This window comes from Phormidesmis sp. 146-33, from assembly GCF_052939515.1.
Map to the genome: position 1 here is coordinate 152,686 of NZ_JBJPHU010000002.1, position 1,454 is coordinate 154,139.

Sequence of the window (1,454 nt, forward strand, 5' to 3'; positions counted from 1 at the left end):
CATTCTTCTTCTGGAAATCCTCAAACGTCCAGCCCCAAACGATTGGTCTACCATCCTTAGCAGGCACCCAGATGCCGTCATACCGTACACCATTATCTGGTGGAGGGGGAGGCAGTTTCACGCCACGAGCCGTCCAGAATGGAAACTCCGTATCAATGCCTGCTGCCCCGTAAGCAATTTTGAAGAAGCCTTGCATTCCCCAGCCTGTGCCCCAAGAGTTCTTGCAGATCCAGCATTGCTCCGCTTCCGAATAGCCGATGATCACCACGTTGTGCAAGCCGACCTCCGAGCCTGAGACGTGATGGTAAACACCGTTACGATAGGAGAAGAAGTCGTCGAAAACGTGAAAGGTAGCCACACAGGGTCCCACCTGAGTCAGCCAGTTCTTACGGGCAACGGCACTTTGAAGCACCGTTGATGCCGTAATTCTGACCACATGAGATTCTCGATCTGCCGAAACATTGCAAACCGGATTCGAGCCGTTAAACGCATTGGTGTAGGGGAAATTGGCTTCATCGGTCACGCCGCGAGTTCTAAAAGACTCATAGGCGGCATCCGGCCACCAGCCGTCACAGGTTGCCCCATGACTCGAACAAAAATGTAGATCCGCTTCAGACAGATTGAGCGATCGCCCCAACTCAATCAGCGCGATCGACTCGACCGATCCCACGACACTAAACGACGTGCAAGAACCACATCCTCCTTGATCTTTAACAGGTGTAACCTTATTGCCATTACGGTTGCGCCAGTCCACTTCTCGATCAAACTTGGGTACGTCCACTTGGGCGCGAGGAGCCATCGCTTTCGCCAGCGCCGCCCGATTGATTACGACACCCAAGCGCCTTGCCTTTTCAGCCTGCGTTAGATTTGAGAGTGGCGTTTCGTCTGCCACCCACTGAGCACTAGAAGCCTTCAGAGAGGCATTGAGTTCTTGAAATGAAGTCATAAAAAACCTTTCCCCGGAATTACTTGCTCTACACCTTTATCAAATCCCCTTGCTACCTGAGTTCAGACCTGAGATCTACTGGCTTATACTGACTTGTAGCTTGATGTCATTCTGGTTGCAGTGCGGGCAGTTGCAGATGAGCAAATTGCTACATTGGTATGCTTTAGCTCTAATGACGATCGCCCAAAAACACCGACAGGAGACTGTAACGATCGAGCTTTGGAAGGGTACGAAAATAGAAAGAACGTTCAGGCACAGTCAGATGGTCATCGCAGCTTCTGCCGCTTTAGCAACGACAGCGATCGCCCTCCAAGGTATTCAATGGACGACGTTTAGATTACTCACGGCGGAGAGCCAGACGGACTATAGTTGCAAAATCATCTACGTCTCAAATCTGCTGCAAATTGATTATGTGAAGGCTGGTTCGGCGATCGCATCGAGCAACACAAATTCTTCGATCAACACTTCGGACAAAATTAAGCAGCGATCACGCCGTAGGAGCGCAGAC

At 50.9% G+C, this 1,454-nt stretch carries 2 protein-coding genes; one reads left to right on the plus strand and one right to left on the minus strand.

The genetic code is table 11. The annotated features are described in order from the left end of the window. Positions 1-946 (minus strand): C1 family peptidase (locus ACJ2PR_RS01935; protein ID WP_446875714.1); only part of this gene is annotated, 946 nt, incomplete at its 3' end. Positions 947-1,082: 136 nt separating this feature from the next. Here ACJ2PR_RS01935 and ACJ2PR_RS01940 point away from each other — a divergent pair. Continuing rightward, the coding region (locus ACJ2PR_RS01940; RefSeq protein ID WP_446875715.1) for a hypothetical protein at positions 1,083-1,454 on the plus strand (372 nt) is incomplete at its 3' end.